Source organism: Pantoea sp. App145 (assembly GCF_047947045.1).
Lineage (GTDB): Bacteria > Pseudomonadota > Gammaproteobacteria > Enterobacterales > Enterobacteriaceae > Pantoea.
In genome coordinates, this window is record NZ_CP133292.1 from 293,385 (window position 1) to 317,245 (window position 23,861).

Consider the following 23,861-nt stretch of genomic DNA (forward strand, 5'->3'; position numbering starts at 1 on the left):
TCCGGCCAGCCCTAGCGCGGAGGGCTGGTCGTAGCACCGCCGGTTCGTGCAGAAAGGGGTGAAATGCACGCCGCCAAAAAATTTTTGCCAGGGGCCTCAAAAACTTTTTGTCGTCGCCCCTTTATGCCCTCTCTTCGTCGTTGCTCCTTTGCCCTTTGCTGCGAAAGGCCAGACCGGAAAGAAGAAACCCGCGTCAGAGAAGGGCTTTTCGGGCACCGCGCGGCGGTCAGCCGGATCATTAATTCTGACAGGAGCACATCATGACTACAACCCGGACGGGCATCATCACCGAAATGCGCTGCGTAGCCGCGCTGGGAAACGGCATGATTACGCGCGAGCAGGCCGTAAACGTTACGGCCGCCTTCAGCAATGTTTACATCGACGACGATCAGGGCAGCCACTTCCGTCTGGTTGTGTGCGAGCCGTTTGGCAGTCCCATCTGGAGCGCCTACAGCTTTGATAATTACGCGGGCAACGGGCTGCGTAAGTACATCAACAGCTGGGGCATACGCCAGTTCCTGAGTGACCAGCTTACGGCACTGACCGATCTGAATGATGTCCCGATGACGCTCAAACAGCGCCGGGAGTCTATGGCCCGGATCCTTAACGATTTAGCCAGTGCAGCGGCGCAGCGGGTGCCGGACAACCCGGTTGTGATTCCGGCTGCCTGCGCGGCAGGGACGCCGGGCGCGAGCTGTGGCTCTCCATGGATGACCTGTGCCGCCACATGCTGATGTTCGGCACCACCGGCGCCGGTAAAACCGAGATGCTTCTCGGGTGGGTATTCAACTGCCTGTGCTGGGGCAAGGGGCTTATCTACTCTGACTTTAAAGCACAGAACGATGTCGCATTGTCGATCGCTTCTCTGGCCAGGCGTTTTGGCCGCGAGGATGACCTGCGCATAATGAACTTCATCAACGGCGGGCGATCCCGGGCGCAGGAGCTGCTGGAAGACATGAAGGGCCGCCCGCAGACCAATACCAACAACGCATTCGGCATCGCGCAGGAGTCATACATCATCAATCTGATGGATTCCATGCTACCGCAGACCGGAGGCAGTGGCGGAGACTGGCAGGAAAAGGCACGCTCCATGAACCAGGCGCTGGTGACCGCGCTGGTCTATAAGTGCCGGCGCGAGGGTACGGTGATGTCGCAGCGCACCATTCAGTCACACCTGCCGCTGCGTAAAATTGCCGGCCTGTACGTGCAGGCGGTCGGGGAGCAGTGGCACGAAGATATTCGCTTTGTACTGGAAAACTACCTGAGCACGCTGGCAGGCTTCGACATGGACAAGGTAGCCACGCCGTCTGAGTGGGACCCGGAGGCGAACCGCCAGCACGGCTACCTGATGCAGCAGTACACGCGCATGCTGAGCCTGTTCAGTGAGACATACGGACACGTGTTCGCGCGCGACGCGGGCGACATTGACCTCCGGGACGTGGTGCACAACGACCGCATCCTGACCATGCTGGTGCCCGCGCTGGAGGTGTCCAGCAACGAAGTGTCCACGCTTGCACGTCTTATTCAGTCCCAGCTGGCTATTATTATCAGTCAGGATCTCGGCGAGAAAATCGAAGGACGCCCCGGGGACAATATGAAGGTACGGAAATTTAAGGATCGCTTTCCGTTCCTGTGGATTATTGACGAGGCAGGAGCAGGATATACAGAGAAAGTGGGCGAGCTGGCCACACAGATACGCTCGCTTTGCATTGCGCTGCTGCTGGCCGGGCAGGAGGTCCAGCGCCTGAAGACGGCGGCGGGCGAGGCGGTCTGGACGCTGATTGCCAACATGGGGACGCGTATCACCGGCAAAATCATGGATCCGAAAGACACGCTGGAAATCCTGCAGCTGATGGCCGGCACCGAATACCGTGCGCACATGGGCGCCATGGTGCAGCAGGGCAGCATTATCGGCAGCGGCCTGAGCGATGACCCCCGCCTGCAGGTAACTGAGAAGAAAAAGGTCGACGTGGAGGAAGTACAGAGGCTGCAGGAGGGTGAAAATATCACTTTGTTTAAAGGGCAGGTCATCCGGGGCAGTTCACTTTACATAAGCGACGTGGACAAAATCAGTCGTCAGGACATCCGGATCAACCGGTTTGTTGAGGTAGCGCCGCCCTCCGAGGCCCGGCTGCTGGCAACCATGCCTTACCGTAAGCGCCGCAGTTACGTGCGCGCTGACCGGGTGCAGCGCATCCTGCGCGTGCTGGACGAAGCTCCGGGGGCACAGGATACCCGCCGGCTGGTACTGACCGACCCGGCGCTGGCCGCAGTCTGTGAGTTCTCTCTCGAATGTGAATACAGCTGGAAGCGCCCCCCTTCTGCAGCGGTCCGTTCGTCGGTACTCTGGCGCATGGTGATGGCCAGCCTGCCGGCGCGGGGCAGAGGCTATAAGGTGCGCCTGCGTGAGCCGCGTCTGATGGGCGTGGGGCGCGAGGCGATTGAAAAAGCCGCGCAGAACTATGTGGCGCTGGCGCCTCTTAAAGCGACTTCACAGGAAGCCTGACAAAAGGAGAAACGATGATGAACAGTGGTACCACCCCTTATCGTGAGTCCCTTATCCGCCTTTGTGCGCTGCGCCTGCGTTACCGCCGGGCCTGCCGCAATCCCGCTGCGGACGTGGTCTCGCTCGCGGCGCTGATAACCCGGGTGGAAGACGCGGAGCGTGATGTGGCGCAGCATCAGCAGACGGGTGACGGCGCGTAACCGCCCGGTATTTACGGGCTGAACGGTTTCAGGACATAATCATTGCGTACTGTTCGTAACGGCATGCGGCCGGGAGAGGGGCTCCGTGGCTGCCATGTCGGCGGTTTACGGAGGGGATACGCATGCAGGAGGTTTCAGCCCGGGTCTGGACGGTTCATGTACTGGCCCTGATAAGCCTGCTGCTCTGGAGCTATGTGTGCTGGCGGAGCATTGATTACTTTTTACCTGCGGATGAACGTAAGCGGGCGCGTCAGAGCGTGCGGTTGCGCCGGGCGGTGCTGACGGCGGTGCTGATGTCGCTGGCGACGCTGCTGCTTCTGCTGCCCGGCTGAGCATGGCGCGAAATATTCTGTTCCTGCGTTAAGGTTTTCCGGTAAACGGACGATAACAGACATAACCGGGACTTCCCGCCTGTCTCTCATTCTCTGTACTGATTCCATACTGCTTTCCTTTGGTTATTTCCGGGGCTGTCCACGCCCCCCTTTTTTCCTTCAGGCTTATGCTCCTGACGTTCGCACACACTGTCACTTCCGTTATTTACTTTGTTATGGACCATTCTGAATGAATATTCTGCCCCTCTTCCGTCTGCCGCGGCAGCCTGACTGGATACCCGTGTGTGCTCAGCTGCTTCTCTCGCTGTCGCCATGGCTGTTTCTGCCGCTGACGCGCTACCTGACACCGCTGTGGCCGGTATCGGTCACGGTACTGGCGCTGGCCTGGGGACTGGTGATAAGGGAATTCTGCTACCCGCGGCGGGCATCGGGATTCCGGTTGCAGCTGCGGGTTTTCAGCCTGCTGTGGCTGCTGTTTTTTATGCTGTTGTCCGCGTACTCGCTCTGGCCGCTGCGGTATGGCGTGTCTGGTTGAATGTCAACAGTAGTCGAACTTTTACCCTCTCTTGTTTAACAACAGCAGCTGTAATTTGGGTCTTCCGCCACTTGGGTGGATCCCTTTACACCAGAGGACTCATTACCCGTTGCATCAGTAGCTCAAAACCGGCACGCCCGTTCATCGGTTTCAGCATCTTGAGACGATTTACATGTCCCTCAACTACACCGTACTCCATCTGCTGCTGATGGCTTTACATATTGCTGCTGCACCTTACATCCCGGCTGCAACGCGCTGAAGTTTCACAGAACCGCTTTCGCTGACGCGGGTGAACCAAAATTACTCAGCTCTTGTCTGTTTTTGGTCTTAAGGAGCCGATAGCAGTCCAGCGCCAGTTGCTGTGTTATTTTCAGCTGTGGCTCTTTTTCGCACATCAGCCCGGTTAAACGGGTAACATAATTTTCTTTCCCTCTGATTATTCTCCAGGGCATCAGCCACCTGCTCACTCCCGAAGCTAATGGAAGACGGGCGGGTGCAGTAACCGGTGCGGCCCTTGCCTTACGGCATTTGGCAACTTCATCCCTGACGAGGGGTTCACTTCCGGCGAACCCTTCTGCGACCATACCCCTCCATATCTGGCTGGCATTAAGATCACCGCTTTCCCGTCGTTCTTCCAGCCACTCACGCCTGGCTCTAGCAGACCGGTTTTCGGAGGATGGCTGGATATGGCACGTACGGTGATGTGTTGCGCCCGGTGCATATATGACATGGGCTGAACAGGCTGTGCGAACGCTTGGCGTAACGCGATTTTTTAAAGAGCAGTTCTTTACCCCTCCGACCGAGATGTCCACCAACGGGAAAGATCTGAAATTCAGCAAGTTGTCTCCTGCCGAAAACTTTTTATGCAGCACAGGGCTGCTCCTTACTGGAAACGATGGAAAGTAACAAGGTTCCTATTAATGCAGCTTGCCGTGGTGGTGTTTGCGGCTGCTGCAAAACGCAGATCCTTGAAGGGGAATATAACGTCAACAACACCATGACCCTGACCATTGAGGAAATTTCACAGGGGTATGTGTTGGCCTGTTCCTGTCATCCACAGGGTGATTTAGTGCTGGCTTAAGCCACAACGAATTTCTAACCTGATTGATAGAAAACCGGGTTGTAACAGGAGAATATTGATATCAATCCGGCCTTTCTACTGAAGGTGTTCGCGCCTTATTTCTCTTTCGGGCGATGTGCCTCTTTTAAATTCGTCCTGAGATTACTTTTATGAAATTTGGTGTTGTACATCGCACCGGTATCTTGGGCGCTGCCATTTATATATTGTCCGGCTTTACCCTCTCAGCCGCCATCGCGATCCTGTAATGCCAGCAACAGTTTTACCCGCGGAATGAATGACTGTATGGCTGGTGGTCCGATGGACAATAATTACATTCACTTCTGCCCCGAAAATAACCAGAATGCGATGCAGCAAGGCTATTGCGATGGTTATATTAAGGGGCGCAAGACGAAACGACAGGATGCGCATATTTTAACAATGTCGGTATCACCAGACGTAAATATCAACATCGGCAATGATCGCCTGGGGAACTAGCGGCCTTAAAACTCCGGCCAAAATTATTGTTGTAAGATAAAAGTATTTTTGAAAGAGCATTCAGCCTTTGGCCGAACAGAACTGGAAACACGCCAGGCAGTCAGGGCGAAATTCGAAGCCGATAACGGCTCAGATGCCATGTTCTGCCGGAATAAGAATATCGATTGCCAGAACAGTAAATAAACAGCGCCATTGAGTGAAGTGGCCACTATGGAAACGCATCTTATTGATGCAGCATATATTTCAGCATCAGGCTGATTTGTTGCTGCAACATTGCTCTACCGTAATGTGTGGGAAGACCTTGTTTCTCCGCCTGTTGCAGTAACAAGGTTCGCTCAGGGTAGATGATGATGTCGCAGATTAACGTCGGCTGCGTCAGTTTCTCCAGTGAGAAGGGCAACAGTTCAGAGTTTCCCATCCCTGCCGAGGTTGCATTAATCGCAATATCATGAGGTTCTGGTGTGTCAGTGCCGATGTAAACCTGCAACTCATGATACTGCTTGTGCAGCGCCTGACGGAGTTCCTCTGCTTTGGCTTGAGTGCGATTGTAAATCGTTATCCCTGCTATGCCATGGCTTGCCAGTGCGTGAGCAATGGCGCTGGCAGCGCCCCCTGCTCCGGCAAGATAGATACTTTTTCCCGTAACCTTATAACCCGCCGCCAGCAGGCTACTGACAAATCCTTCACCATCCAGCATGGTACCGGTTAAGCTGCCATCAGTTTCTCTCCTGATAACATTACAGGCCCCAATTGCTTTTGCCTGTTCCGATACCTGATCCAGACTTGCCATGACAGCCTGTTTATGAGGCATGGTGACAATGGTTCCACGGAAGTTTTGCCACGATTTCAACCCCGTCAAAAACTCATTCAAACCTTCGCGGGAGACATGGAACGGTATCATCAGGGTCTCGGCTAGCTGATTACGCCTGATTTCGGCATTCATCATCAGCGGTGCTTTCACCTGATGGACAGGGTCGCCCAGGATGCCTAATACCACCAACCGACCATCGACCTGCTCCAGCATATCCAAGTTTTTTGCCTCATTGCAGAGTTTGGATTGGGTGTGATTTCAGTTATACCAGAAAATATCTCACTGCTACCAATAAGGCTTTTGACTGTCATGATGGGCATTGGGTATGGTTCGCCAGACTACGCAAGACAACATTCATTTTATTTAAAACTGTTATTGCTGGCACCGAGTTGATGCTAACTCCCCCATTCACCATTTGCCAGGTTCTTCCTGGCCAATGTGCAAATACCACTGTTTTAGCCAGATTTTGCCGTTATGAGAGACTTTGGTGCAGGGCACGATATATTTTGTATGGCTATCGTATGCCGGGATAGCTCCGGTATCCTCGCCATCTCCATCTCCATCTCCATCTCCATCTCCATCTCCATCTCCATCTCCATCTCCATCTCCATCTCCATCTCCATCTCCATCGCCATTACCATTGTCACCGGCCTTCACCTCCATAATAATGTCTTCGCTGACGGAGCCATACTTGTTGCTGGCAGTCACGCGAAACACGCCGGAGCCGCTTTGATTGGCCGCCACCCATGCGCATGGGGAGGTCAGCGTCGGGCCTTTCAGGCACTGGCTGGTTGTTGCTCCCTGTTTTTCCTGTACCTGGAAATTGCCGAAACCTAGGATAACAATCCAACTGAAATCTATAGCATATTGGGTTCCTGAGGCATCCATGTCATAGGCAGAGGATTGGTTAACCACGCTCCGCACATTTGCCACATTGATGAGAGGTTTCTGCTGTCTGGGGTCACCTCCCGGCGTGCTGTCGCTATCGAATTTCACACCCACCAGCTGATAAAACGTTTTATCGGTATCACGAATGCGCTAGGCCGCATAAATCTTTTGCTCTCCTGTGTGTTCAGGAACGTTACAGACGTGGTGAAGAGGAGAATCGCCATCTGAAGCAGATGTTCGCTGATTTAAGACTGGAAAACCGGGCGATCAAGGACGTAAAAAACTTTAAAGCCAGTACTGAAGCGGGAGCTGGCCACTTATATGGTTCAGGCATTTTCTCTGAGCGTCCGTCAAGCTTGCAGGATTCTGTCGCTGAGCCGTACGGTTTATCATTATCGCAGGACTTACAACGTGACGAACCCGTTATCGCCGCGCTTTAGCAGGCGGCTGAGTGCTATCCCCGTTACGGCTTCAGCAAGCTGTTCCGGATACTGCGCCGGCATGGGTATCCCTGAAATCACAAACGTGTGCACCGGATTTACTGTCTACTGAAACTTAATTTCAGGCGCAGAGGCAAACAGCGGTTGCCCGCCAGTAATCTGGCGCCTCTGGCAGTACCTGCATCACTCAATCAGAGCTGGTCAATAGATTTTATGTACGTTGCGCTGACCTGTGGACGGCAATTTCGCACTTTCAATGTGGTGGATTACTTTAATCGTGAAGCACTGGCGATTGAGATCGACCTGAATCTGCCAGCACAATACGTTATCTGGGTACTGGAGCGTATTGTTATTGGTCGGGGATATCTGCTGAAGCTCAGGATGGACAACGGCCCGAAATTTATCTTACTGGCTCTGGCCGAATGGTCCGAAAGATATGCGGTAATATGCGAATTTATTAAATAGGGCAAACCAACTCAGAATGCTTTTATTGAACGCATCAACCGGACATATCGTATGGAAATACGGGATTTTTACCTGTTCAGAACACTGAATGAGGTAAGGGAAATCACAGACAGATCGCTGACCAAATATAACTGCGAACACCCGCATGAATCCCTGAACCATATGACGCCCGAAGAATATCGCGTGCTGAATACTGACGCCGGAATCTCAGAAAGTGTCTGGAACTAAACCGGGACCTTTACATGGGCAATGCGGCTGGGCGTGCATGGTTAGCAAACGCGGTGAGTGGGAGATAATTGGCTACAGCTGTGGGGGACAGTTTTTTACTTACCGGCAATACCTATACCTTGCTGAACGGCACCTGACCAGATAATGCAGATCCGGTGCTGTCTATATCAGCACCGGGTCCCCGCTCTGGTTTAGTGATTTTAACTAAAACGCATTCATATTTTTGCGGGACGGATGCCATAGCTCCTTTAATTGCATCTATCGGCATAATAAAGCCTCCTTATTTTTAGTGACCAGTTGCACAAATAAACGAATGGGTAATTTGTGCATGGCAGAATGTAAAACTGTACTGGCAAAGCGGTCTTGCATCCCGTCGTTTCAAAAGATCACTCCCGATAACTGGAAGCTGTGATCTGATCCGATGTCTGAAGTAGATAGAATATAGTTACAACATACATTATAAGAGTAAATTATCGTGCCAATCTCAGCATTTGTACTGGTCATATCTTCTTTATGTAACTATCTGAATTGTCTGATGCTTTCAGAGCAGGGCTGTGTTATTCGCTTTCCATAATGAATTGCTCGTTGTTAACCCGCCATTGAAGTTAAAGCCTGATTGTTCGCCACAACCTGATCCTGGATCAAAAGTGGGAATGGTTATCATTTATATAATCATCACTCCTTGTTACTAAGCTGGCTGATGATATGCAAATTAAAACCAACCGCGTTTATCGGATTGCAGGCTATAAAAGCCCGATTAATCCTGCCTGGCGGCAAAAGCTACTGACGATGGGCATGATCCCCGGCGCGCTTATTGAAGTTATCCGCGTGGCCCCGATGGGCGATCCGGTGCAAATCCGCACGCGGCGCATCAGCCTGGCAGTACGGCAGCAAGATCTGGCGGCCATCCTTCTTGAGGAAATGACCGCATGAAGAAGTTAATCATTGGTTTGATCGGCAACCCGAATACCGGCAAGACCACCTTATTTAACCAGCTTACCGGTGCACGGCAGCGGGTAGGCAACTGGGCGGGGGTGACAGTTGAGCGCAAAGAAGGGCAGTTTTTTACTGCGGCTTCGGATGTGCATTTGATTGATTTACCCGGCACGCGCTCGTTAACCACCATTTCGGCGGATACCTCGATAGATGAAAGTATTGCCTGTCAGTACCTGTTTAACGACCAGGCCGATCTGGTGATCAATGTCGTGGATGCGTCGAATCTGGAAAGTAACCTGTTTCTGACAGTGCAACTGCTGGAATTAGGTGTTCCCTGCATTATCGCGCTGAATATGCAGGATATTGCTGCCAGTCAGAATATCAGCATTGATATTGATGCGCTTTCAAGCCGACTGGGATGTCCGGTGGTATCCCTGACGTCAACCCGTGGCGCAGGGATTGCCTGTCTCAAGGAGACCATCGACCATCACCATCACCGTGCGCCGATGAAATGGGTGGCATATCCGGCTGAGGTTGAAACCATGATCACCCGCCTGCGTGCCATGATGTCGTCTGCTATCCCGGAACAAAAGCAGTACTGGCTGGCATTGCAACTGCTGGAAGGGGATCTCAACAGTCAGAAAATCTGTCCGGAGGTAGTGCAACATCTGCCGGAGATCAGTAAAGAGGCAGGTGGCGATCCGGGTATGGTGATTGCCGATTACCGTTTCCGCGCGATTACCGATCTCTGTGCCGCCGTCAGCAATATCCATCAGTCAACACCGGGCCACCTTACCGGCATGATCGATAAGGTGGTTCTTAACCGCTGGGCGGGCATCCCGATATTCCTCGGCGTGATGTATCTGATGTTTGTGCTGTCGATCAATATCGGTGCGGCGCTGCAACCGGTGTTTGATAGTGGCTCGGTCGCCTTGTTTATTCACGGTACGCAGTGGCTCGGCTACACCTTCCATTTCCCCGACTGGCTGACGGTATTTCTGGCGCAGGGGATCGGTGCAGGTATCAATACGGTGCTGCCGATTATTCCCCAGATTGGCCTGATGTATCTTTTCCTGTCATTTCTGGAAGATTCCGGTTACATGGCGCGTGCTGCCTTCGTCATGGATCGCCTGATGCAGGCACTGGGTCTGCCGGGTAAATCGTTTGTGCCACTGATTGTCGGCTTTGGCTGCAATGTGCCGTCAGTGATGGGGGCGCGTACGCTGGATACGCCGCGTGAACGCCTGATTACCGTACTGATTGCTCCCTTTATGTCCTGCGGTGCGCGTCTGGCGATTTTTGCCGTGTTTGCTGCGGCATTTTTTGGTGCTCACAGTGCCAGCTTGGTGTTCTCGTTGTATGTGCTGGGGATTGCCGTGGCAATCATCACCGGGTTGATCCTGAAACATACGTTACTGCGGGGTGAAGCCTCACCTTTCATTATGGAGCTGCCGGTTTACCATCGTCCTCACCTGAAGAGCCTGCTGATTCAGACCTGGCAGCGCCTGAAGATGTTCATTATCCGCGCGGGCCGGGTGATTATCCTTGTCAGTATGATTATCGGGGTGCTGAGCAGCTTCTCGTTTAACGGTAATACGGTGAAAAACATCAATGACTCTGCGCTGGCAGCGACCAGCAAAGTGATTACGCCGATTCTCCAACCCATTGGGGTCACGGATGATAACTGGCAGGCCACAGTAGGGCTGGTGACGGGCATCATGGCAAAAGAGGTGGTAGTGGGTACCCTCAACAGCCTGTACACCGGTGAAGATGTGCAAAGCGGTGGTTTCAACCCTGAGGAGTTTAATCTGCTCACGGAACTGACAGGATCGCTAACCGCCACCTGGGAAGGGCTGAAAGCCGCAGTCAGTCTGGGGGCGTTAGCCAACCCGATTGAAGCCAGCAAAGGGGACGGTGAGATGGCTGCCGGACAGATGGGGGTGATGAGTGCGAAATTTGGCAGTGTTTTTGCCGCCTACAGCTACCTGATTTTCGTGTTGTTGTATGTGCCTTGCGTCTCAGTCATGGGGGCGATAGCGCGTGAAGCGGGCAGAAACTGGATGCTGTTCTCTTTCTTCTGGGGTCTGAATGTGGCGTTCTCTATCGCCACCCTGTTTTATCAGAGCGTGACCTTTAGTGCGCATCCGGCCTATAGCGCAATCTGCCTGCTCAGTGTCGTGGTGGTGAATGTAGTGCTTATTACGTTACTGCGGAAATGGGGTAAACGCATCAAAGAGCAGCGTCTCAATATTCCGGTAGCCGAAAATGGTGCGGGGTGTGCTGGCTGCAAAGGCTGTTGTAATAGTTAACATTCAGGCGCAACACCTGTCCGGGATAGTATGACGGCAGGTGTTGCCAGAGACAGGTTAGGTGTGTGATTCATTGATATCGTTTCACTATATGGACGGAATAGACAAAAGTGGATTGTTGATGATGGGTGATATTTGCGAACAAAAGAGTCAGATTTTCATCTAACTTACAGTTTAAAGATGTATTATTCGGGTACGTGTTTGAATGCAGAATGTTAAGGAGCGAAAGTTATGCGACCATCGATTGCTCTCAACATGCAGCGTGGTGCTGTACTGGCAACGGTAAACCGCTATCGTACCGCTAATCCTCGGATTTTTGGTTCTGTACTGCATGGGACTGATAAAGATGGCAGCGACCTTGATCTGCTAGTCGATGCGCTTCCGGGAGCCACTTTGCTGGACTTAGGCGATTTGGAAGATGAACTGAAATCACTTCTTGGTATAGAAGTCGATTTATTGACGCCGGGTGACTTACCATCGAAATTTCGGGCGAAAGTTCTGGCTGAGGCCCGCCCTATATGAGTGAAAACCGTCTACCTGATTATATTGAGCATATCCAGCAAGCAGCGTCAGATGCTATCAGCTTTGTTGAAGGCTTAACAAAGGATGATTTTCTGGTGGATAAACGAAGCCAGCAAGCAGTCATTATGAGTCTTATTATCGTCGGAGAGGCTTCCACCAAGGTCATGGATGGCTATGTGGATTTCACCCAAAAGCACTCGGAAATTCCATGACGTAGCATGCGCAATATGCGTAATCGCATGGCTCATGGGTATTTTGACATAAACCTTGATGTGGTGTGGGACACGGTGAAGGAATGGTTGCCAACGTTGTTGAGTCAACTGCCAATAGTGCTTGAGGATGCTGAAAATGGAGATGCTGGCTCCTAAGAATAATCTTTTGATCCCATCATTCGATTGTGCTGATATCTGCGCTACCATTTACGCAATGTGGGGCGAGAAACGCCACAGCGACTGCATACGAACCCCGCATCACCAGACGTTTCAACTGTATCCGCTGCTGAATTTCCCTGCTCACAGTGAGGCATTATAGTGAAGCGATGTCTATGAATCACACAGTTCAGGTTACACGATTGATGGTTAAACCCGCCATTTCTCCGCCGGTATAATGGGCGCTACCTTCGAGATTCATAATCAAATTCTTTCCATTGAACTCGACACGGTGAAGTTCAGCGCCATCCTTCAGAGTAAGAATTTGTGTTAGTTTTTCGGCAGCGTCGCCCGGCTGCGTTGTGGGGAATCGCTGAATACCATTAATAACGATCTTAACATTCCTGGTTAACCTGAATGAGGATAAGGCGACGACCGATATATCATTAACGCAGTTCATTTTTACATGATGAACGGATGAGTGTTTACCGATCTCCATTTTGTTGCTATTCAACTCGAGTGTCCCACCGATGGTGGATGAGTCTATGGAGATGCTGCCATTGCTGAGGGTAACGTCGTATTTAACTGCGGAATGGTCTTCCAGGGAAACATTGCCATTATGGGCAATTATCGAGTCAGCATTGGAACGCGTTAATGCTACAGTTCCTCTGGAACTGTTAATGTTTTCAACATGTGAGTGATGTAATGTGCAGGACCCGTTGTGGTTGATTAAGTCACCTTTGATGGTGGTTTTTTCTATGGGTGCATGGCCTAAATCAATTTCAACGTTTCCCTGGATTTGACAATCCTCTTTAAGAATAACTTTTCCGTTATATTGTTTGATGGCAACAGGTTTTTCTGGTTTTCCGGCCCGGCAATCGGTGAGAATAATATCACCGCGGTTTGAGGTTGTTGTGCCGTTAATATCTGTTCCGGTTTTTTCAATTTTCCCATTGGCTGAATATATACCGGGAATTGCCGGTCGGTGGCTGGCGGTGTTCTGATTGCCGTGGCTTGTGCCGGAAATGCTATTAACATTCATCATTCAATTCCTTTGAGTCAGGTGTATATAAACGTGCCAGTTTTAAATTTTTACCGGCAGAAGGTAGCAGAAAATGCAGCAGTCAAAGGCGATGATATTCAGAAACCGATTAAACTCACAAAAAAATCAGCCAGAGCATATCTGGCTGGTTGTAATCAGAAGAAATCAGAGATATTGGGTGAGTAACGTCTCAAGGCTATTTTGATCGATGGCAAACAGGCGGATGCCTTCGGCAAGTTTTTCGACTGCCATCGCATCCTGATTATGCGCCCAGTAAAATTCCGCTTCTCTGATGGCCGCGGGTCTGGACTGAAGCTCGCCGTCGTAAGCCAGCGGGGCAAGAACAGCCGCTTCGCTTTGCTGCAGCTGTGCCAGCAGATTAGGAGAAACCGTCAGACGATCGCAGCCGTTCAGCGCCAGTACCTGCTCCGGGGTACGGAAGCTGGCACCCATCACCACTGTCTGGTAGCCATGCATTTTGTAGAAATGATAGATATTGCGTACTGACTCAACTCCCGGATCGTTGTCGATGGTAAAAACGGTGTCCGGTTTATTCTTTTTGTACCAGTCATAGATCCGTCCGACAAAAGGCGAGATCAGGAAAACGCCAGCATCGGCGCAGGCCCGGGCCTGAGCGAAGGAGAACAGCAGCGTCAGATTACAATTGATGCCTTCTTTTTCCAGCACTTCGGCGGCACGAATTCCCTGCCAGGTGGCAGCCAGCTTGATCAGAACACGGTCTTTGGTGACACCTCTCTCTTCATAGAGGGCGATCAGTTCCCGCGCTTTATGAATGCTGGCTTCGGTGTCAAAAGAGAGCCGCGCATCAACTTCGGTTGAAATACGTCCCGGCACGCTTTTCAGGATCAGCGCGCCAATGCTGACAGCCAGATAATCGGCGATGACTGAGGGGTGGACTTCTTTACCAGCCTGACGCGTCTTTACTGCCGTGACCGCATCTTTTATCAGCTGTTGATATTGCGGCAGCTGCGCTGCTTTATAAATTAATGACGGGTTGGTGGTGGCATCTTCGGGTTGATAAGCCAGAATGCTGTCAATATCCCCACTGTCGGCGACAATAATGGTTCGCTGTTTTAATTGCTCAAGCTGGTTCACAATCTTTACCTCGATAATATGTTTAGCCGGATAACCGGGAACATCCTTTCCCCGGTTATTAATCGCATTAAAAGATTATTTCGCGAGAGCGACGCGTGAGGTCAGACCCGGCATATTGAAGCATTCCGCTTCATTCTGGATCATGTCTTTAATTTTGTTCACTACATAACGCTCAGGTTCCACACCAAAGGAACGCAAATTGGCGAACAGGGTTTTCATTTCTTTCACGACATCTGGTTTTTCATAATTATAATGACCGCTGAGTTCAAGAATTTCTTTCAGCAATGCCGGCTCATTAAAAATCTGTTCTTCTGACTTATTTTTATGCTCATCGGTCATCCATTTCTCCCATTTGTGGCTCAGCACGCACTCACGGGTCAGCACATTTTTAAGATTAGAAGCGGACTGGATAAAACCTTTGGCCGCCAGATCTTTCTCTACTTCGGCCAGTTTGAGGTAGGCGCGGGTTTCGATGGTGCCATACGCCGGGGCAACGTTCATTGCGGTGATCCCCAGGCCCGGGTGTTTCAGCAGGATGTCATCCGGCAGATAGTCACCGTTATGCTCTTTTAAACCCACACCGTAGCGGGTACTGATCGCTGAGAGTTCAGCCGACTGTTTATCGTTGAAATGTCCGACATTCTTTGTCAGGCGCGTCAACGTACCCGTCTGGCCGACGATAAATAACGGTTGCGGCAAGCTGGCGGCCAGCAGACGTTTGTTGAGTTCAACAATAAAGCCTTCATACGCGCTGATATCGGTCAGGCCGCCATTGGTTTCTTCGGTGCCGACTTCATAAAAGAACTCTTTCAGGTTATTGGCCTTACGGTATTCTTCACAGAAGTGAATCAGTTCGACGGTGCGGCTCAGCACCAGTTCGATATCAATCACTTTCCCCACGACATACGGGTCTTTGGTTGGGTCAATGTGCAGCAGGTCGAAACCAGCATCCATATCAATCTGATAGGAGCGGCGCGCCAGCGCCATGGCTTCTGCTTCCGGAATATGGTCTTTACGTTCTTTGTCACGCTGCCAGGGACCGCCGTGGTCACGGCAGAGGAAATAGTCGCCATCGAAGCCAACTTTTTCCGCCATTGCTTTTAAATCTGCCGCAAAGCGGAACTGATCCCAGTTATTGACATAACCCGCACCAAATTCATCGGCATCAACCTGATTACGGCTGGCGATAAACATCAATGGCAGATCTTTTTCTTTACCCAGTTCAAAGCACGCCTGAATAAGCGCAGGTGACATGGGGCCGATACCCAGCATCGTTGATTTTCCACCGTTAACAATATAATCGACGTACTGTTTCATGGTATTTTTCATAATAACTCCTTACGCTTTATTTAAATCGGAAGTGACAGGTTTTTTAGCGGGTTCTTTTTTAACGACTTCGCTAATGTTGGGTCGCAGAATATGCAGGCATACAGCCGTAACAATGACGCCGATGGCCATATCAATGACGTACCACATCGCGCCTTTATTCACGCCGGCAATGGCAATTAAGCCACCGTGCGGCACCATAGATTCAACGCCATGAATCATCGCCAGACCGGCACCCACGGCGCTGCCAATAATGATTGAGGGGAGAACGGTTTTAAGGTTTTTCACTGCAAAAGGAATGGCACCTTCGGTGATACCTATTAAGCCCATAAACGCGGCGGAGGTCCCCATGCGTCTTTCATCTTCCGCCCATTTACGGCGCGAAATTAACGTTGAGAGCGCAATACCCAGCGGCGGAATAGCACAGGCGATACGATAGGCACCGTTCGGGCCATATATCCCTTCGGCCATCAGCGCCAGGGTAAATGCCGTCGCGGTTTTATTCACCGGTCCGCCCATATCAAAGGCAGCCATTGCTCCGAGAATTAAACCCAGCACCAGACCGCTGCCGCCCTGCATATTCGACAGCATGGCCACCAGCCATTTCATCGCCATACCGATGGGGCCAATCAGCACATACAAATAAAGCATGCCGACCAGGCAGCTGGTAACGATAGGGATAATCAGGATCGACATCACCGGCATCAGCACTTTGCCGACCTTCCAGGTCTTGACCCATTTCGCGACGTAGCCGCTCAGGATGCCGAGCAGCATCGCACCGAGAAAGCCGGTGACCACATGCGCTTCGCCGAGCGGCGTGGCGGCCATAAATCCGGTGACTAAGCCGGGCGTCAGGCCCGGTTTGCCAGCAATGGAGTAGGCGATATAGGCGGCGAGCACCGGGATCATCATGCCCAGCCCGGCGCTACCGATGGCTCCAAGGTTTAGCAGGAATGGATTGGTGACCACAATGCCTTTGCCCGGTGTGGGTTCTCCACCCACCAGCGACAGCGCCAGGCAGATCCCGCCGACCACCACCACCGGCATCATATAAGACACCCCGGTGCTGAAGGCTTTGACTAAATCATCCTTAATGGTTTTCATCGTATCCGACATTTTTATTCCTCCCGATCTCCGCGATCGCAGTGCTATGGCCGAATAAATCCGCAGGCATAATTGCCTGTACACAGAAATAACGGAGGTCACAGAAATTTATTTAACGTTGTTATGCACGTTGGTTTCTGCGAAAAATAAACGCAATTTTACGCAGGGTTATTGTGCAAGCTGTTCGGCTTTATTAATGATTGCCGCCGGATTACGAATGACCTCAGCCGGGTTTAATGAAATAATCCGGCCTGCGTCTTCTTTTTCTTCAAAGCGCTCCACGCCCTCAATACCGATGGCGACGGCCATAATCACCACATCCGCTTCGGCGATGTCTTCTTCGCTTAATTCATTTTCAATTCCCATGCCGCCCTGGGTTTCGACTTTTACGTCATAACCTCTTTTCTTGCATTCCTGTTCAATGGCTTCCTGTGCCATATAGGTATGTGCGATGCCTGTAATGCATGCTGCGACTCCGACGATTTTCATAACTGACTCCTGGTCTTTTATTTGTCTGGCTGATTATTAAAAGTTTTATTGCGTGATTCTGACTTTATACATCTAATGTTTTGGTCATCAGGTTGTAGAGTACGCTGACGTTATCGGCGTGTTTTATTTCATTACGAAACTCCTCTTTCATCAGTTTTCTGGCAAGGACGGAGAAATATTTCATATGCTGGTTGGGATCGGCAGATTTATTCACTGTCAGCATAAAGACGGTTTCAACCTGCTGCTCCCCCCAGGTAATGGGTTTATCGAGGGTGGCCATGCTGATGGTTGAATAGCGGAGATGATCGGATTTGGTGTGCGGGATGGCGAAACCATAGCCGACCGCGGTGGAGAAGGCGTCTTCCCTTATCCAGATATCGTCACATAATTGTTCCCGGTTATCGGTGCGATGGTGCAGCCACAGATTATCGGTCATCATTTTAATGACCTCATTTTTATCGCTGGCCTGTAAACCGCAGAGCATAAATTCCGGCGCCAGGATCGGCTTGCTGCTGACCTGTTTGACATCGGGAGCCTGCAACGCCGTTTTTACCTCAGCCGAACGTTTGAGCGTGACGGCATGCCGCGCCAGTTGCTGGCATTTCGCGAAGTTCAGCTCACGCAACGCATGTTTGACGCCGGGAATGGCGGTGCCGCTCATGCTGAGTTCGTCAAAGCCCATGCCGGTGAACAGCGGCAGGAAATCCGGGCTGGCTCCCAGCTCGCCGCAGATGCCAATCCATTTACCGGCTCGATGTACCTCTTCAACGGCGAACTGCATGGCACGCAAGAAGGAGGGGGCGTAGTTGTCATACACATCTGCCACCTGGGAATTGCCCCGATCGGCGGCAAAGAAATATTGGGTCAGGTCATTACTGCCGACACTGAAAAAGTCGGCATAGGCGGCGATTTCAGGAATGGCGAAGATAACCGATGGCACTTCCAGCATCACGCCTAATTCGATGCCATCGTTGTAAGGCAATCCGGCGTTATCCATCTCCTGCATCACCGCGGCCAGCACCTCACGACACCAGATCACCTCATCAACGTTCGAGATCATCGGAATCATAATTTTGGCCGGTCCATGCGCGGAGGCGGTCAGCATTGCTTTCAGCTGCATGCTGAACAAATCCCGGTAGAGCCGATAGGTGCGTACCGCGCGGAATCCCAGGAAGGGGTTCTCTTCGTCACCCATATTCAGATAATCCACCGGTTTGTCACCGCCGATATCGAAGGTGCGAAAGATCACCGGTTTGCCCGCGGCGTGTGCCATGACATTGGTGTAAAGCGCGGCCAGCTCGGCATAATCAGGCGGGGTTGCGCGGTCCATAAACGACATTTCGGTGCGAAACAGACCGACGCCTTCTGCGCCATTGTTAAAGGCGGCGACGGCTTCTGACAGGCTGGCGATGTTGGCGGCGATCCCGATGCCATGCCCGTCCGCAGTGACGGCGGGTTGGTGGACATCTGCCAGCATCTGTTGCTGCATTTGCTGTTGTACGGCCATCTCATGACGGTAATAACGCAGCACACGCTCATCCGGGGAGGTGATCAGAATGCCCGGGTTACCATCAATAATAATATCCTGCTGCGGATGCAGGTTCAGCGCCGAAAAGTTGATATCTGTCAGCGTGGGAATTCCCAGCGAACGCGCGAGGATGGCGGTATGCGAAGTTTTACCTGTTGAGGATAATACCAGGCCTGCCAGCCAGTCTTTGTTGATACCGAGAAATTTGCTCGGGGTCAGATTGTCGGCCAGAATAATTGATGGTTCTGTCAGTTCCAGGTTGTTTTGTGGTAACGCGTTACCACCATACAGCGTCATCAATAACTGGCTGGTAATATCTAATACATCGAGGGTTCTTTCTTTAATATATTTGCTCGATGAGCGGTTCAGTATTTCACAGAACTCTATTGCGGCAAGTGTAATTGCTGACCAGGCATTGTTGCCGTTATGGATAAAGCCGGTGATGGAGCTCTGGAAAGCGGCATCGGTGATAATCGATAAATGTGCCTGAATAATATCGTGCTCGACACCGCTATTCATCTCCAGAGCGGCAACTTTCTCATTCTTCAGGGCTTCCAGACCGGTAATCACCGACTCTTTTTCCTGGACAGCGGAGTGTTCCTGTACCGGGCTACGTGCCAGTATTTCCTGCAAAGTCAGGCTCTGGATAATCACCGGTCTGGCGATCGCCACACCACTGCTGATGCGTGATCCCTGGATAAAGCTCAGCTGTGTTTCCCGCAGGGAACGCGGCAGATAACCTGCTGGCGCTGCAGGTTCTTCTTCCTGCGTCACTTCAAAAGAAGGCAGTTTTTCCAGTAAGGCCGACAGCTGATTTGCGGCGTCGCGCGCATCTTCACCGCTGAGGGTAATTTCACAGCGATCATTCAATAAGGTATCGGTGGCGACAAGCGAAAGGGCGCTCTTTGCACTGCCTTCGAGGCCGGTACGGATATTTTTCCAGCGCACAGTAGATTGAAAGGAATTACAAAGACGCTCGATGTGGCCTGCCGGTCTGGCATGAATTCCGTCCTTAAGCTCACATTGATAGCTTATTAATTCTGACATAACCACTCCCAATAAATTGCTAAGAGAAACGCTGTTTAATTTTTCCAGGCAGATGTCACACTCTGCATTCGATGTTTAATATCCTTCCGCGTTCGCCCGGAAGATTGAATAGAAAAAATGTATCCTTTACTTGAAAAATGGTTTCCTGTTTTTGTTGTGTGAACCTTGTCATAAATTAATGACGGCTGCGAGGAGTGGTGCCGCAATTGCTATTAAAGCTTCATTTTTACTCTTTAATGCCTGGCAAAGAGGGGGGTAAATAATAGGCATGTTTCTTTAATTCCCCTGATGGTGAGTAATATGCATTTTCGTGGTCTGTTATTTGATTTGGATGGGACCTTAGTCAACTCACTGGATTTCGTCGAAGCGTCGTGGAGTGCCTGGGCAAATAGAAAAGGCTTGAACGCCGGGGAAGTGCGTAATTATCTGCATGGCAAACCGGCCATCAGCACGCTGCGTCATTTTATGCCGGACGCTAGCGAGACGACTATCGGGCAGGAATTCCTGGCGCTGGAGGATTATGAAGCCCGCAACACTGAGGGGATTACCCCGGTTGCTGGCGCCGCCGAATTCCTCACCCGGCTCAACGCGCTTAACGTTCCCTGGGGAATCGTCACCTCTGGCTCGTTGCGGGTCGCTTCTGCACGTATTCACCAGGCCGGTTTTCCGTTCCCTGGCGTGCTGGTGACCAGTGAGGATATTCAGCACGGTAAACCTGATCCGGAGCCCTTCCTCAAGGGAGCGCAAAAACTCAATGTATCCCCGTCCGGGTGCATCGCCTTTGAAGATTCGGAGGCGGGACTGCGCTCAGCCAGCGCGGCGGGGAGTGTGGTGGTGGAGGTCCTTACGCCGCAATCGACTTCCCATGATATTGAGGCTTACGCCACCATCCGCCATTACCTCGACCTCGCCGTGACGCATCAGCGTGGTGCCGATTTCTCTCTCAGGTTTTAACCACGGAGTTTGATATGTCCTCAAGAAACATCCTGGCCAAAGCGCTGCTGGCGTAATCATACGGGCCTGTCTGGCAGGGGCCCGTAAAGGGAGAAGTGACGATGTACAATGTCGATCTGCATATGCACACCGTAGCCAGTACGCATGCTTACAGTACTGTTCATGACTATATTGCCGCAGCGGTGCGCAAAAACCTTAAACTTATCACCACCACCACCACCACCACCATCACCATCACCATCACCATCACCATCACCATCACCGATCACGGTCCGGCCATGGTGGATGCGCCTCATGCATTTCACTTCAGCAACATGCGCATTTTGTTGCGCGTGGTGGATGGCGTGGGGATTCTGCGGGGGATTGAGGCGAATATCAAAGCGGATGGTGAGACCGATTGCAGTGATAAAATGCGTGCGGCGCTGGATGTGATTATTGCCGGGTTCCACAAGCAGGTGTTCGCCCCGGCGGATATCGTCACCCATACCGATGCGCTGATCGCAGTGATTGCCAGCGGTAAGGTGCATATCATCAGTCATCCTGGCAATCCTGAGTATCCTATTGATATCCCGGCAGTGGTGGAGGCGGCAAAAGCCTGTAATGTGGCGCTGGAAGTGAATAACGCCTCGTTTGTGCATTCAAGAAAGGGCAGTGAGGGGAATTGCCGCAAAATTATTGCCGCCGTTCGCGATAGCGGCGGAATGCTATCGCTGGGAACCGATGCGCACAGCGCATTTGCGGTGGGGGATTTCAGCGCCTGCCTGCCGCTGTTGCAGGAGGCGGATTTTCCCGCCGAGCGAATTCTTAATGCTTCGCCGTGGCGCGTACTTGAGTTTCTTGAACGTCACGGCGGTGAGAGGATTGAGGAGATTGATGCGTTGCTAAAGCTCGATAACGTTGCCTCTGGGCAGACTGAGTGATTTTCGGATGGCCGACACCACCTCAGCCGGTTTCAGCAGCAGGGAATTGATGCAGATGTTCAGGATGCGGCACCCCTCAAAGCGCAATGCGTTGTCGATGGTGATATCAGAGGCAATGATGACCAGTTCGGCGTCGAGGATATTTTTCTCGGTGATCGGGTTTTTTAATCCCAGCACGCCCTGGGTTTCGATTTTGATCGAAAAATTGTAGGTTTTCGCCAGCTTTTCCAGTTGTTCGGCCGCCATATAGGTATGCGCCACGCCGGTGGCGCAGGCGGTCACCGCCACGATATGCAGATTGCGTTCACTGGTGAAAGGATGCACTTCATCTTTTGCTGTTCGGGCCATTATAAACTTACTCCCTTGTTCTTACGCCGGTACTCAAGTGGCGTACAGTCATTGACATCCCGGAACACTTTGCAGAAATAGTTGGTATCGGTGAAACCACACTTCTCTGAGACTTCATTGATTTTCAGGTTGGTGCCTGTCAGCAACGTTTTCGAACGCGAGATCCGGGCTAACTTGAGGTATTCATTAAATTTTACGTCTGACTCACGGGAAAAAAGACGCGACAGATAGCCCGGTGAGATGTTGAAGGTCCCGGCAACGCTCTCCCGGCTAATATCCGTCTGGTAGTGGCTATCAATATGGCTTTTGATTTCATCGAGCAGGGAGAGAGGTCCCTTGTGATTATTCATACCGTCGGTGATTTGGTACAACAGATCATTCAGCAGCGCATAGACGATATGGGCAAAAGTTTCGCTGGTGTGGTTCTGCGCCCAGGCCAGGATCTCCGCCAGCTCAAGCAGGCGATCACGCACCGAGCTGATGGAGTTTTGCAGGTTAAATTTCTCCACCTCTTTGAACTGCGTCCCGTCCCAGTTGCTGATGCTAAACCCGACATCCTGCTTCCAGAAGACGATGGACATGCAGATCACCGGCTCTCCCCACAAAGGTGAGTTCCAGCTACCGGCGGGAATATAGGTCACGGTACCCACCGGGCGCTGGCATTTGACGATCTTATCCTCCCCTTTGGGAAGCAGCATGCTTAGCGTGCCTTTCACCGTCAGCTCAATGCGCGGAACGTGCAGGTGATACGCCATGATCGGTGCCTGTGCGTTGCCATTCGCAACCAGCACAGTTTCTGTGGTGGAGCACTGAGTGCTGAACTCGCTCAAAATTGATTGTATGAATGCGCTCATAGTCTGCCTGCCTTATGCCTGTGGTTTGACGACACTTTTCAGTACCTTAACCGCGATGGCCGTGGTTAAGGTTCCGGCGGCTACCGCGACAATGTAACCCAGATGATTGCTGACCACGGGCAGCACGATAAGTCCGCCCCAGGGCGCAGCATTGGTGGCACCAAACCACAGCGAAAGAACGGCAGCAACCGCGCTGCCGAGCATAATCGCCGGGATCACCCGCAGGGGATCGGCGGCGGCAAAAGGGATCGCGCCTTCGGTGATCCCCATGAAGCCCATGATGACGGCCGGTTTACCTGCTTCCCGTTCGACATCGTTAAAAATGCCTTTGAACATGAAGGTGGCAAGTGCCAGCCCCAGTGGCGGGGTGCAATCGGCGGCAGCGACAGCGGCCATCAGTTGTGGATTGGTGGAAATAAGCGCGACGGCAAAGAAAAAAGCGGTTTTGTTCATCGGGCCGCCCATATCGACGGCGATCATGCCACCCAGCACTGTGCCAAGAATGATAAAAGAGGCACCCTGCATATTGCTCAGCCAGACGCTGAGCCATTTCATCAACCCGGCAACCGGGTCACCAATGATGTAATAAACCGCCATGCCGGTGAGAAAGGTCCCGGCCAGCGGGATGATAAAAATCGGCAGTACCATTCTGAGAAAGTGGGGGATTTTCAGCCGGGCAATGATATTGAGCAGGCACCAGACAATCAGCCCGGCAATGATCCCCGCCAGCATTCCACCTAAAAACCCGGCCCCCATCTGATACGCCATCAGGCCACCGATGGCACCGGGAGCAATGCCGGGCTTATCCACCATCGAGTAGGCGATAAATCCGGCCAGAATTGGAATAAACAGGGTCAATCCCGCGAGACCAATCTGCGACATCGCTTTGAGAAAGCCGTGATCGGGGACTGCCGCCTGGCCGTTGAACATTACCGCCAGTGCCAGCAAAACCCCGCCAGCGACCACAAAAGGGATCATGTAGGACACACCGGTCATAAAATGACGTTTGGTATTTTTTAATAGTTTTAACATACCCGC

The 23,861-nt window shown here is 51.8% G+C and carries 22 protein-coding genes and 5 pseudogenes; 14 read left to right on the forward strand and 13 right to left on the reverse strand.

The features are described 5' to 3' along the window. Window positions 1-260 precede the first annotated feature (260 nt). From RCF31_RS24310 to RCF31_RS24330, 5 genes are all read left to right on the forward strand, one after another. Complete coding sequence (locus RCF31_RS24310; protein WP_416413883.1) at window positions 261-734, forward strand: DUF905 family protein; 474 nt, start codon at window positions 261-263, stop codon at window positions 732-734. Next, complete coding sequence (gene trbC / locus RCF31_RS24315) at window positions 707-2,506, forward strand: F-type conjugative transfer protein TrbC (RefSeq protein ID WP_416413885.1); 1,800 nt, start codon at window positions 707-709, stop codon at window positions 2,504-2,506. Before RCF31_RS24310 ends, trbC begins: the two co-directional genes overlap by 28 nt. A 14-nt stretch (window positions 2,507-2,520) precedes the next feature. Next, window positions 2,521-2,706: a hypothetical protein gene (locus RCF31_RS24320; RefSeq protein WP_416413886.1), complete on the forward strand. Its 186-nt coding sequence runs from the start codon at window positions 2,521-2,523 to the stop codon at window positions 2,704-2,706. 122 nt (window positions 2,707-2,828) lie between these two features. Then, window positions 2,829-3,038: a hypothetical protein gene (locus RCF31_RS24325; protein ID WP_416413887.1), complete on the forward strand. Its 210-nt coding sequence runs from the start codon at window positions 2,829-2,831 to the stop codon at window positions 3,036-3,038. 229 nt (window positions 3,039-3,267) lie between these two features. Beyond that, window positions 3,268-3,573: a hypothetical protein gene (locus RCF31_RS24330; RefSeq protein ID WP_416413888.1), complete on the forward strand. Its 306-nt coding sequence runs from the start codon at window positions 3,268-3,270 to the stop codon at window positions 3,571-3,573. 85 nt (window positions 3,574-3,658) lie between these two features. On the opposite strand, the pseudogene RCF31_RS24335 reads toward RCF31_RS24330, so the two are convergent. Continuing rightward, a pseudogene (locus tag RCF31_RS24335) lies at window positions 3,659-4,258 on the reverse strand (ISL3 family transposase); the annotation flags it as partial. 4 nt (window positions 4,259-4,262) lie between these two features. Between RCF31_RS24335 and RCF31_RS24340 the strand changes: the two are divergent. After that, window positions 4,263-4,654, forward strand: a pseudogene (locus RCF31_RS24340) (2Fe-2S iron-sulfur cluster-binding protein); the annotation flags it as partial. 282 nt (window positions 4,655-4,936) lie between these two features. After that, the gene (locus RCF31_RS24345) at window positions 4,937-5,128 is read left to right on the forward strand and encodes a hypothetical protein (RefSeq protein WP_416413890.1); all 192 of its coding nucleotides are present in this window, start codon (window positions 4,937-4,939) and stop codon (window positions 5,126-5,128) included. A 223-nt stretch (window positions 5,129-5,351) separates the two neighbouring features. Here RCF31_RS24345 and RCF31_RS24350 read toward each other — a convergent pair whose 3' ends face one another. Then, window positions 5,352-6,152, reverse strand: a complete 801-nt coding sequence (locus RCF31_RS24350) for a shikimate dehydrogenase family protein (RefSeq protein ID WP_416414168.1) — start codon at window positions 6,150-6,152, stop codon at window positions 5,352-5,354. 195 nt (window positions 6,153-6,347) lie between these two features. Beyond that, entirely contained in the window at window positions 6,348-6,935 is a 588-nt protein-coding gene (locus RCF31_RS24355; RefSeq protein WP_416413891.1) for a hypothetical protein, read from the reverse strand. Between the two features lie 98 nt (window positions 6,936-7,033). On the opposite strand from RCF31_RS24355, the pseudogene RCF31_RS24360 reads away from it, so the two are divergent. The 5 genes and pseudogenes from RCF31_RS24360 to RCF31_RS24380 form a co-directional block, all read left to right on the forward strand. Further along, window positions 7,034-7,960: pseudogene (locus RCF31_RS24360) on the forward strand (IS3 family transposase); the annotation flags it as partial. A gap of 705 nt (window positions 7,961-8,665) precedes the next feature. After that, window positions 8,666-8,893: a ferrous iron transporter A gene (gene feoA / locus RCF31_RS24365; RefSeq protein ID WP_416413892.1), complete on the forward strand. Its 228-nt coding sequence runs from the start codon at window positions 8,666-8,668 to the stop codon at window positions 8,891-8,893. Next, entirely contained in the window at window positions 8,890-11,205 is a 2,316-nt protein-coding gene (feoB, locus tag RCF31_RS24370; RefSeq protein ID WP_416413893.1) for a Fe(2+) transporter permease subunit FeoB, read from the forward strand. The genes feoA and feoB overlap by 4 nt, the downstream gene beginning before the upstream one ends. 231 nt (window positions 11,206-11,436) lie before the next feature. Continuing rightward, complete coding sequence (locus RCF31_RS24375) at window positions 11,437-11,727, forward strand: nucleotidyltransferase family protein (protein WP_416413894.1); 291 nt, start codon at window positions 11,437-11,439, stop codon at window positions 11,725-11,727. After that, window positions 11,724-12,095, forward strand: a pseudogene (locus tag RCF31_RS24380) (DUF86 domain-containing protein). Before RCF31_RS24375 ends, RCF31_RS24380 begins: the two are co-directional and overlap by 4 nt. A gap of 47 nt (window positions 12,096-12,142) precedes the next feature. Here the strand turns inward: RCF31_RS24380 and RCF31_RS24385 are convergent. From RCF31_RS24385 to ptsP, 7 genes and pseudogenes are all read right to left on the reverse strand, one after another. After that, window positions 12,143-12,243 (reverse strand): annotated as a pseudogene (locus RCF31_RS24385) (IS481 family transposase); the annotation flags it as partial. Window positions 12,244-12,285: 42 nt separating this feature from the next. Beyond that, window positions 12,286-13,140 (reverse strand): hypothetical protein, encoded by an 855-nt coding sequence (locus tag RCF31_RS24390; RefSeq protein WP_416413895.1) that lies wholly within the window; start codon window positions 13,138-13,140, stop codon window positions 12,286-12,288. Window positions 13,141-13,302: 162 nt separating this feature from the next. Next, window positions 13,303-14,253: a transaldolase gene (gene tal / locus RCF31_RS24395; protein ID WP_416413897.1), complete on the reverse strand. Its 951-nt coding sequence runs from the start codon at window positions 14,251-14,253 to the stop codon at window positions 13,303-13,305. Window positions 14,254-14,328: 75 nt separating this feature from the next. Continuing rightward, window positions 14,329-15,582 (reverse strand): class II D-tagatose-bisphosphate aldolase non-catalytic subunit, encoded by a 1,254-nt coding sequence (locus tag RCF31_RS24400; RefSeq protein WP_416413898.1) that lies wholly within the window; start codon window positions 15,580-15,582, stop codon window positions 14,329-14,331. 9 nt (window positions 15,583-15,591) lie between these two features. Then, on the reverse strand, window positions 15,592-16,695 hold the full coding sequence (locus RCF31_RS24405) for a PTS fructose transporter subunit IIC (protein WP_416413899.1): 1,104 nt from the start codon (window positions 16,693-16,695) through the stop codon (window positions 15,592-15,594). A 156-nt stretch (window positions 16,696-16,851) separates the two neighbouring features. Further along, complete coding sequence (locus RCF31_RS24410) at window positions 16,852-17,172, reverse strand: PTS fructose transporter subunit IIB (RefSeq protein ID WP_084879630.1); 321 nt, start codon at window positions 17,170-17,172, stop codon at window positions 16,852-16,854. Between the two features lie 64 nt (window positions 17,173-17,236). Next, window positions 17,237-19,747, reverse strand: a complete 2,511-nt coding sequence (ptsP, locus tag RCF31_RS24415) for a phosphoenolpyruvate--protein phosphotransferase (RefSeq protein WP_416413902.1) — start codon at window positions 19,745-19,747, stop codon at window positions 17,237-17,239. Window positions 19,748-20,047: 300 nt separating this feature from the next. On the opposite strand from ptsP, the gene RCF31_RS24420 reads away from it, so the two are divergent. Together RCF31_RS24420 and RCF31_RS24425 are read left to right on the forward strand one after the other, a co-directional pair. Next, a complete protein-coding gene (locus tag RCF31_RS24420; RefSeq protein ID WP_416413903.1) occupies window positions 20,048-20,701 on the forward strand; it encodes an HAD-IA family hydrolase in 654 nt (217 codons plus the stop codon). A gap of 101 nt (window positions 20,702-20,802) precedes the next feature. Then, window positions 20,803-21,621: a phosphatase gene (locus tag RCF31_RS24425; protein ID WP_416413905.1), complete on the forward strand. Its 819-nt coding sequence runs from the start codon at window positions 20,803-20,805 to the stop codon at window positions 21,619-21,621. Here the strand turns inward: RCF31_RS24425 and RCF31_RS24430 are convergent. From RCF31_RS24430 to RCF31_RS24440, 3 genes are read right to left on the reverse strand one after another with little or no spacing between them, the layout of a single operon-like run. Next, a complete protein-coding gene (locus RCF31_RS24430; RefSeq protein WP_416413906.1) occupies window positions 21,583-21,969 on the reverse strand; it encodes a fructose PTS transporter subunit IIB in 387 nt (128 codons plus the stop codon). The two genes, RCF31_RS24425 and RCF31_RS24430, sit on opposite strands and share 39 nt — an antisense overlap. Then, window positions 21,969-22,823, reverse strand: a complete 855-nt coding sequence (locus RCF31_RS24435; RefSeq protein WP_416413908.1) for a helix-turn-helix transcriptional regulator — start codon at window positions 22,821-22,823, stop codon at window positions 21,969-21,971. Before RCF31_RS24435 ends, RCF31_RS24430 begins: the two co-directional genes overlap by 1 nt. A 12-nt stretch (window positions 22,824-22,835) precedes the next feature. Next, a complete protein-coding gene (locus tag RCF31_RS24440) occupies window positions 22,836-23,855 on the reverse strand; it encodes a fructose-specific PTS transporter subunit EIIC (protein ID WP_332668906.1) in 1,020 nt (339 codons plus the stop codon). Between the last annotated feature and the right edge of the window lie 6 nt (window positions 23,856-23,861).